Here is a 9,221-nt window from a genome sequence, read left to right on the forward strand (position 1 = left end):
GCGAAGCATGTCCTCTTTCGACACCACATCGGTGTCTCTGTGTGCTGTGATCCATTTGTTCAGCGTCGACATGCCGACACCCAGATCGTAAGCTATTTCCCTGCGCGTTGGCTCGCTTGTCAGTGCAATACGCACCGCATCATGGCGCAATTCGTCCCTCCGTTTCAGTCCGATAGCCCGTCTCCTTTGCTGCAGGAAATGCTATCAAAGGAGCGGCATCAAACCGCGACAGGTCCAAGATGATTATTCACGTCTTCGCGTCCATCGCACAATTCGAGCGTGCGCGCATTCGCGAAGGAGACGTGGAAAGCCTACAGGTAACTCGCGCCAAGGGTCGCATAGGGGGAAGACCCCCTGCCCGGTCCGAAGATCAGAAAACTGAAGTGCTGCGAAAAAAGACATCGCCGCTTTGTTCAAAGTCAGCCTAGCCACGGTAAAACGGGTTTCGCAAAACACCCTAGAAATTATGAAACCGCATCTCTGGACGACTTTTGGAACCGCTTTGAAGTCAGGTCCCGCTGAGCAGCCCCTCTTGAGTGGTCCAAATTGAAAGCTAGTTTATGCCTGGCCTTTGGTCCATCGGGATGATGACCTCTGGTGCAGGTGGGCGGTAGCCTTGGGCACTGTGGGGTCGTTTGGTGTTGTAGTGTTTCCTCCAGCTTTCAATGATGATCTGAGCCTCGCGTAACGAATAGAAGATTTCACCGTTCAGCAATTCATCCCGCATCCGCCCATTAACGCTCTCGCAGTGTCCGTTCTCCCAGGGTGATCGAGGTTCGATGTTTGCGGTTTTGGCTCCGACAGCCTTGATCCATCCTCTGACGGCTTCGGCAATGAACTCGGGACCGTTATCGACCGTATTGACGTGTCAGCTCGATCATGTCGGCGACCAGACGTTCCTCGTCAGCACGCCCCTGAGGCAATCGCCGCTGCGTGGACCGGTGTTGCCCCAGAACGCGGCAAGCGCGACGCTCGGGAACCTTCATCTTGCTGCGAAAAGGTCGATGCAGGCACGTCGGCGAGAGGGGCTCAGAAGTTTTCCCGCGCGGCTTCCGAAACGATCAGCTTATCCAATGTCAGATCCGACACGGCCCGGCGAAGGCGCTCGTTCTCTTTCTGGAGCCGCTTAAACTCCTTGAGTTGTTCTGCGCCCATTCCCCCATACCCTCAGCATCTCTTTCGAACCAATGGCATTCGATGCTTCGATCTACCAGCGGTAATAGGTCTGTTCAGTCGCGCCGATCCGACGGATTGCATCAATCCGGGGCATTCCTTGGCCCATCAACACTTCAACCTGCTGTAACTTCATGACAATCTCTTCTGGCTTGGGTCTCTTAATCGCCATCTATGGTCCTCCGATTTCCTAACTTTAGGCACGGACCACTTCTTTGGGGGAGGCTCAGTTCGTGGCATAGTTTATGGGGCCGCGGAATTTAGGAAAGTCACAGACTAGCCAGAAATGTCGTTAGGCTAGCAAGTAGATCCGAGATACTAGGGCGACGCGTTGAGCTTGCTTGGCTCAATCCTCGTTCCCAGGGCTTTTACTGGAAAAATATTCTGAGTTTCTTGGCAAGCACTCTGAAAAGGATTGAACTGCGGTCTGAATGGCCTTGTTAACGATTGCGCCGTTGTGGCTTTGATGGATCCGAATTTTGTCAGGAAGATAGTTGGAACCATACACACAGTATTCATAATTTAGGTGCCCAAAAAGTTGATGTGAGTTCGCAAAGTCAGATGCCGAAACCATTTTATGCTGCCAAATTTTTAACAAATCTTGCAATTTCTCAGTCGCTTTTTCTTGCTTCCGGGCTTCTTTCCAAAAGGCTGTGTCGTCCCGATCTGACAACACATAATGCGCGACAATAAAGTCCAAGACCTCGTCGTATCTGCTATGAATCAGCTCATTAAACCGGCTTTGCAACAAAAGGTTGTTCCCAAAAATTGGAAATAGTTCGGCAAACATCCGGGCGGCGTATTCGACGAAATAGATGCCCGTGCTCTCCATCGGCTCAACAAAGCCAGCAGAAAGGCCCACAGCGACACAGTTGCCAACCCATGGGTTTTTCAACACCCCAGACTGAAACGACAGACGACGCGCCGCCACACTTTCGGAGCGCGGACCGATGAAACTGCGTAGACGTGTTTCAGCATCTTCGTCAGAGCAATGAGCCGAAGAATAGACATAACCATACCCCTTACGCGATTGCAGCGAGATATTCCAAATCCAACCATTTTCAACAGCTGTCGATTCAGTTGAAGACAGAATTTCGGGATGTTCGGGATCATGTGGCACCTGAATGGCTACAGCCCGATCACATAGAAGTTTGTCCGAAAAAGATCGAATTCCATAACCGGGCAGTTGCGACATCAACAAGCGCGCAAAACCTGTGCAATCGATGAAAAAATCGAATGCCATTTCGCCCCCGTGTTCAAGCACCACCGATCTGATGCCTTTGGGGTCTGTATTTACGTCCGTAACAGTGTCCGAGATATGGGCGATACCGCGTTCGACGCCTGTTTTTGCAAGAAACTCTGCAAATTTTTCAGCATCCATATGGTAGGCGTAGGGCAAACGCCCCTGATATTCTTTGTCGCTAGGCCGCTTTGGGGCCCTGTTTTGATCGCAGATATATGGCTGGGCCGAAACCGTATAGGCAAAGGGTTTGTCGCGGCCACTCAAGGCCCAGCGAAGACTGAAGTTGTCGCGGCCAGAGGTCTGGTATCGGTCAAAGCAGTGGTAATAGGCATTGGAATCGCGGCCCTTGTTCCAGTCAACAAATTTAATCGCCTGCTTAAAGGTAGCATCGGCCTCTGACATAAATTCCTTTTCAGATATTCCCATGTCCTGCAGGGTCTTGAGAATAGTTGGAACAGTGGCCTCACCGACACCGATGCGATCAATTTTCGGGGATTCAATGACAGTGATTTGCACGCGTTTAGGTCCGTTTGTCCCGTTTAGGGTCCGGTCCAAATATACCGCAGTCATCCACCCTGCCGATCCACCGCCGACTATTGCCAAACGCATGCCTGTCCGCCTCACTTTTTGCCAAGAACAGTCCCAACAAAGGAACTGTTCTTGGGGGTATGTTTACACAAACAGGTCGTCGCCGACAAAGACGACATCGATGTGAAAACTCCCTTGAGCAAGCGGTATCGCTGCGCCAATTGAGAACTCAGAGATACCGTCTCCATTGGTATCCCCAAGGTTGGTGATCACATGGAGGCTGGTGTAATGAGCGATGCCAATATCTAAATCACCGTCGTTGTCTACATCGCCGATCGAGACCGAAGATGACGTCTGGGAAAACTCGATAAAGGTAAACTCGAGTTCGCCATCACCGTTTGTATCGCCATCGTTTATCATAATTCGCGTAGATCCGTTGATATTAGCCACAACCGCATCGAGATCGCCATCACCATCCAAGTCTGCAAGTTGAGCGTCATAAGAGTTAGATTCAGTTCCGGCCAAAGTCTGCATCCGGAAATCAGTCACGCCATCGCCGTTGGTGTCGCCATCATTGTAGTAGATTACAGTGTTCCTGGTGCCCCAAGTGGCCATCAAGATATCGTCGTCCCCGTCGCCATCGATATCGCCTACGGTGGGCAGGATATCCCATCGGTTGTTAGGATCTTCGGGCAAATCCACCGGGGTCGCAAATTCAGGGAGACCATCACCGTTGGTATCTCCCAAGCCATAAATGATTTCGGGTTGACCTGTTGCCAAATCAGACCATTGAGCAGCAACGATGTCCACATAGCCATCGTTGTTAAAGTCTCCGGAATCTATTCCGTAGCTGACGCCGTTTGTGGCTGTCGTACCAAGGCCAACAGATTGATATTCTGGGATATCATCGCCGTTGCTGTCCCCCATGTTTACGAAAACAAAGTCGTCACTGGATCTGCTTCCACCCAGAATATCCATGTCGCCGTCGTTATCGATATCGACAACATTTACACCGAACATAGTCGGCACACCCGGCATATCCACGCTAGTGAATTGAGGCACACCATTGGCGTCCACCGTGCCAGTGTTGATATGAAGCCGCGGTGGGCCGCCTCGATTCGCAACGACAAAGTCGAGAAGCCCATCGCCGTTCAAATCGGCAACTGCCAGATAGTTTGGAGTATTGCCATCTGGGTTGTCACCTGCTGCCGCAAAACCATCAACCGCTCCGTCACCGTTGGTATCGGAAATTCCGACAAACACGCCGCCATAGCTGGTCAGAAGGTTACTGGTATACGCCACTGGCGCGCTTTCATTGCTGCCATGTACGGTTACCGTAACATCGCTGACAACAGACGCACCATATTGATCGGTTGCCCTGACCTGCACCACAACATCGCGGGTTTCACCATCGTCAAGATCCTGAAAGTCAATGCCGGGGTCGAACGACAGTGTTGTACCCGTGATCGAGGCGCTTCCTTCGGAGGGAGCCCCGATGACCTCATAGGTTAGGGTTGAACCGTTATCATCGCTGTCAATATCATTTCCATAGGCTGATAGATCGAGCGTAACCGGCCCGCCATCCTCTGTTGCGGCAAAGGCCGAAGTCTCTCTTCCACCGTTAAAGATCAGATCATCAACAGTGAAAATCCGCCCATCAAGAGATTGGAATTGCAACAGGTCGACGTTGCCAAAGATAGCCTGATCAAATTCAACAAAAACCGGCCCTTGTGACGTGATCGAGAAATCAACCTCCCCGACGTAGACACCATTGTCATACCCGATGACACGCACATCATAAGGATTGGTATCCGATGTAAAGACATTGCCGGCCGTGAACCAACCGGATGTCAGCGCGAAATCCGTCCCGCCAATAAAGGTGTTCGACGCACCGTTGTTAAAGGCTGCTTGAGTGCCGGACACATTTGCGTTCGCATATCCAACAACGTCCGGGGCCAAATCGGCATTTTCAAAGCTCCAGTTTGACCAAATGTATCCCTGATAATTCGCGGGAACATTCCCAGTATAGCCTGCTCCACCGATCACTAAGTCATCAAAGGTGAAGACATCGGTGGCGACCGGATTTACCGATGAGAAATCCAATGTCGGTGCATCATTGGTGCCGGTCACAGTCACGGTGACGTCATTCGAACCAGTTGCTCCGTGTGCGTCTGTGGCAGTGACCTGAATGGTCACATCGCGGGTTTCCCCTTGTGCCAAATTCTGGAACCCTGTGCTGGGATTGAATTGCAACGTGGTTCCGCTGATGGTCGCCGTTCCTTCACTCGGCGCGCCGGTGACCGTATAGGTCAGCGTTGTTTCATCATCGTCCGCATCGATGTCATCCCCCAGTGTTGTGAGATCAAGTGACACGTTCACACCGGAATCTTCGATAGCAGCAAGTGACCCGGCCGCCAGCGTCGGATCATCATTCACCGACGCCACATCAATCGTGATTGTGCCTGCACTCACGCCACCATTCCCATCGTCCACGTAATACGTAAAACTATCGATCCCGTTGAAGTCCGGATCGGGCGTGTAGGTATAAGCCCCTGTTGCTGGATCGATAACAACGCTTCCGTGTTCTGCATCCACGTTCAACGCATAGCTGACGAGATCGCCATCGCGATCAAAGGCTGGAAGGAATGGCACCGACAGCGCTGTGTCTTCTTGGGCCATCTCTGTCACATCGAAGATACCCGGTGCATCGTTTGTCCCGTGAATGGTAATGCTGAATGTCTTGGTGTCCCAAAGCGGGGCGTTGTCATCGACTTCGATATCAAAGTCAAATGTCATGCTCTCGCCCGGTTTTAGGAACTCCAACCCAAGGATGCCGGGGTTAAACTCCCAGTTGATCGCCCCCGCCACACCGGGAACCGGGCTGCTGGCAACCGAAACGTTGATCATCGCCAGGGCCAGTGCCGGAGGCAGGCCATTGGTGGTTCCGGAAAGGGTCACGCCAGTCGCAATCGCCACATGGGTGTCACCTGCATCAGGATCGTCGAATGCGATCTGTCCGGTCAAAACAGACGGTGTCACCTGAGTCTTCACGGTGTCGAGCCCCAGAGACCCGACGCCGTCAGTATAGTCGATGCCCGTCGCTGTCATCCGAACATCAAAGCTGCCGCCCGGCATTTCTATGCCAGTGCCATGCCAGTTTACCGTCACACCGTTTGTAGAGTCCAACACGCTCAGCGTACCAGAATAGATTTCGCTCACAGGGCCGCTATAATCAGGGAAACTGATTTCAGAAACCGGGCGGATCGTAGCAACACCGTCCAAATAGCTCGTCACTGAAACGCCAAAGTCACCATTGTTGGGGTTGATATGCATCACTGCGCCATTGGTCGGAATTTCCGAGGCGGTCAGGTTTGGATGCGATGGTGAGCGCTCAATGGCAACTGTCTGGGCACCTGCAGGGGCGTCAAAGTCGACAACATACCAATAGCCCGGATTGCCCACGCTTGATCCCGCGCCAAGCATCCCGTCATTGACGTCAACAATGGTTTCCTCAAACCCGGCCTCGACAGCCGTGATCGGCACGATGACAGGCGCATCATTGACAGGATCGACCGTCACATTAACCGTGCCGGTGTTGGACTGTTCCAACCCGTCGCTAATGGTATAGCTGAAACTGTCGCTCTGCGTGCTGTCTTGGTTCGGTGTATACGTCACCGCACCACCCACACCGATGCTCAACATTCCATGCGTCAGCGTAACCTGATCCCCTTGCGCGACCGAAATTCCATTTATGGTCGCAACAGACAGGGTTTGCGTTGGCACCGGACTGTTGTTGGCATCCGTATCATTCGCAAGCAGATCCAAAACGGTTGCGGTGTCTTCAACGACGCTAAAGTTATCGTCAGCAGAAACCGGCGCCACATTGTCACCCGATCCCGAAATTCCAAGTGTCAGTGTTTGGGTGTCTGTGCCACCCTTCCCGTCAGACACAGTATAGGTAAAGACATCAAATCCTGTCTGGCCATCTTCCAAAGCATCAGTGTCGGGATCACTGTTGTCTAAGGCATAATCCCAAGTGCCATCAGTCGACAAAATCAGGCTGCCAAATGTGCCGATGATGGTCATAGCACCGCCCGGTATACCGGGAAGAACCGTGTTGCCGCCATGTGACACCGCAATCACCGACAAGACATCAGAGGTATCCACGTCATCGTCATTGGCCAGCACATCACCCGCGGCGGCATCATCCCCGAGAACACCGAACCCTTGCTCTATCAACGCATCACCGGCGTTGTCGTCCATGGTCGCAACAGGCGCATCATTGGTGCCGGTGACTGTGACAACAACGTCATTCACAGCCGTTGCACCATGCGCATCCGTCGCGGTGACCTGCACCGTCACGTCACGGGTCTCGTTCAGCGCCAGATCCTGGAAGGCAGAACCCGGATCAAAGGTCAGCGTGGTGCCAGAGATCGAGGCAGAGCCCTCACCAGGCACACCCGTCACCGCATAACTCAGTGTGCTGCCATCGTTGTCGCTGTCCACATCCGCGCCAAGGGCAGCAAGATCAACATCCACCGTCGGACCGTCTTCGGCCGCCGCCGCAAAACCAGCCGCAAGCGTCGGCGCTTCATTGGTGCCGGTGACTGTGACGGAAATGGTTGCTTGCGCCGTGGCCCCGTATTCGTCTTGTACAGTGTAGGTCAATGTATCGACAGCCGTTTCGCCTTCGGCCAAACTGTCAAACACCGATCCGGCCACGTATTTCACCGTCCCGTCGCCATTCAGGGATAGCGTTGCGCCGCTTGCGCTGACCGCATCAACCGAGGCAACAGTCAGGACCGCACCATTGTCAACATCCGTGTCATTGGACAATACGTCGATATCTACAACGCCCGGCAAGGCAGGGGCTTCGTCCAGTTCCACCAAAAATCCAATGTTGGCGTTGGGCCCGGTTCCGATGTCGTTCCAATTGCCTATGTTGCCACTGCCCACATACAAAATCACATCGTCTTCGGCGCCGCCGGAGTTGTTCGGCTCACCCGGATCCCAAGGTGTAAATCCAGTGATGACCTGACCCGCTTCCGGGCCCTCGCTCCAGCGCCAGACACCTTCTTGTGCAGCATCGCTGGCCCCAAGGAATGCAAAGAGCGGCTGATCGCCCAAAGTCAGGGCAAAGTCGGATTCCGCCTGCGAAGTGAGTGTCGCAAGGTAGCCGCCCATTGCAGCGGCATTGGCCGAGGCCTCAACGCGGCTGGGGCCACCTGCAAAATACCGATAATAGTGACCATTGTCCGGATTTTGGACAAACCCGACAAGCGCTTGCGCCCCCAGATCCAAAGCTGCCACATCATCGTTCGCAACCGGCCCGTCGTTCACCCCGGTCACCGTCACAGTGACCATGCTGGTGTCAGGCGCACCATGCCTGTCCGTGACCGATGTGTTTACGATCACATCACGCGTTTCACCTTGGCCAAGGTCCTGGAATGCGGTGCCCGTATTGAACTCAAAGACCGATCCGTTAAACACGGCAGTTCCTTCGCTAGGACTGCCCGGAATGGCATAGCTGAGATCTGATGGGTCGTTGTCGCTGTCCACATCCGCCGCCAAAGGCGCAAGATCGACGGAAAACACACCGCCATCTTCAGTTGCGGCAAGGGTTGTTGCAGCAATGGTCGGCGCATCATTGGTGCCGGTGACCGTGACCACAACGTCATTCACAGCCGTTGCACCATGCGCATCCGTCGCGGTGACCTGCACCGTCACATCACGGGTCTCGTTCAGCGCCAGATTCTGGAAGTCAGACCCCGGATCAAAGGTCAGCGTGGTGCCAGAGATCGAGGCAGAGCCCTCACCAGGCGCACCTGTCACCGCATAGCTCAGTGTGCTGCCACCGTTGTCGCTGTCCACATCCGCGCCAAGGGCAGCAAGATCAACATCCACCGTCGGACCGTCTTCGACCGCCGCCGCAAAACCAGCCGCAAGCGTCGGCGCATCATTGGTGCCGGTGACTGTGACCACAACGTCATTCACAGCCGTTGCACCATGCGCATCCGTCGCGGTGACCTGCACCGTCACATCACGGGTCTCGTTCAGCGCCAGATTCTGGAAGTCAGACCCCGGATCAAAGGTCAGCGTGGTGCCAGAGATCGAGGCAGAGCCCTCACCAGGCGCACCTGTCACCGCATAGCTCAGTGTGCTGCCATCGTTGTCGCTGTCCACATCCGCGCCAAGGGCAGCAAGATCAACATCCACCATCGGACCGTCTTCGACCGCCGCCGCAAAACCAGCCGCCAAACTCGGCGCATCATTGGTG

At 54.0% G+C, this 9,221-nt stretch carries 3 protein-coding genes and 1 pseudogene; all 4 read right to left on the minus strand.

From position 1 onward, the window contains the following. Positions 1 to 174, minus strand: a 174-nt coding sequence (locus C8N36_RS22550) for a transposase (protein ID WP_484237536.1), incomplete at its 3' end; no start/stop codon positions are given. 379 nt (positions 175 to 553) lie between these two features. Beyond that, positions 554 to 1,345: pseudogene (locus tag C8N36_RS22555) on the minus strand (integrase core domain-containing protein). A 174-nt stretch (positions 1,346 to 1,519) separates the two neighbouring features. Then, the gene (locus tag C8N36_RS22560; RefSeq protein ID WP_097806769.1) at positions 1,520 to 3,025 is read right to left on the minus strand and encodes a tryptophan halogenase family protein; all 1,506 of its coding nucleotides are present in this window, start codon (positions 3,023 to 3,025) and stop codon (positions 1,520 to 1,522) included. A 63-nt stretch (positions 3,026 to 3,088) separates the two neighbouring features. Next, positions 3,089 to 9,221: Ig-like domain-containing protein (locus C8N36_RS22565; RefSeq protein WP_170125966.1), on the minus strand; the 6,133-nt coding region annotated here is incomplete at its 5' end.

This window comes from Pelagimonas varians (genome assembly GCF_003208435.1).
Lineage (GTDB): Bacteria > Pseudomonadota > Alphaproteobacteria > Rhodobacterales > Rhodobacteraceae > Pelagimonas > Pelagimonas varians.

Bases quoted from the DNA above. Each gene is read 5' to 3' on its own strand.
- C8N36_RS22560 (WP_097806769.1), bottom strand. From the start codon at position 3,025: ATGCGTTTGGCAATAGTCGGCGGTGGATCGGCAGGGTGGATGACTGCG.